1 protein-coding gene is annotated in these 986 nt (G+C 50.4%); it reads right to left on the bottom strand.

What is annotated here, in order from left to right; genetic code table 11:
- Nucleotides 1-62: 62 nt before the first annotated feature.
- Nucleotides 63-986 (bottom strand): TraB/VirB10 family protein (locus tag R7Z49_RS28170; protein ID WP_318112175.1); only part of this gene is annotated, 924 nt, incomplete at its 5' end.

The following is a 986-nucleotide window of genomic DNA, read 5'->3' as shown; positions in this document are numbered from 1 at the left end:
TCTGGATACACATCTTATTGTCTGAAACGGACTTCGATCGGTTAGCAACATGCAGGATTTTTTCATCTTCTTGCACCACCCCCTTGAGAAGTGGCCAACGACAACGAGGCACCACGAGTGACTATGACTTCAATTTTCCTTGCAGCGTCTACCTCAATGACTGGGAACATATTTTCAGCCATGTCCAAATAGAACTTGGCCACTCGATCCAATGCTTTACCGGTGCCTTTAATCGCAGCGCCTTGTAATGCTTCTTGGCTCATGACTTGCTGGTACAGCTGAGTATCACCGGCATTACCCGTCTGAATCGTCGGAACAGGATTTACATCAAATGCGCCAGCCAAGCCCTGAAGGAATCCGGCCATCATCGACTTGGCCACCAGCTGGCCTTGCTTCGACACTAATCGGCCTCGAATACCGGCTTTGCCGTCTTCTCCCACGGCATAAGAATCCAGTCGCGTTTCAATGACGCCACCATCTTCTCTTACACATGAAATGGTCTCGCCTCGCAAATAGGCACGCTCAGAGCTCAAATCACCGTAACCTGCGGCGATCAAGAAACACTCTTTGATATCCGCTCTAAATCGGTTGGGTAAAATGGCTTCCTTTTGAATCCTCAGCAATGCAGGAAAAGGTTCGCGTCTTGCGGACTCGTGAGTAGGTGCATCCAAACCCGTGATCAAAGTACCCGAGATAATGCTGCCCGCCGGTAGATACAAAGGCGGCGCTTCTTGCACAACAACCTCTGGTTCAGCAACCATTTCAGGCTCAATCATACGAATCGTGATTGGCGGCAATGGAACATCTCGTGCTCGTGTACCTTGGCCATTGGCTGGCTGCTGATAGAGCGGAGCAGGCAGCGTCGCATTGGCAAAATAGTCGTCTGGGTTAGACGGCAGTGGCTTTTCGTCTTTAGGCAATTCCATGGCAGATAAAGGCACTTCGAAACGGCTATTTGTGCCTTCAACTGCTGCATCACCTCCAGC

Origin of the sequence: Vibrio sp. 1562 (genome assembly GCF_033340155.1) — a bacterium.
GTDB lineage: Bacteria > Pseudomonadota > Gammaproteobacteria > Enterobacterales > Vibrionaceae > Vibrio > Vibrio alginolyticus.
The sequence above is the reverse complement of the archived record's forward strand: the minus strand, read 5'-3'. Positions and strand labels throughout refer to the sequence as shown.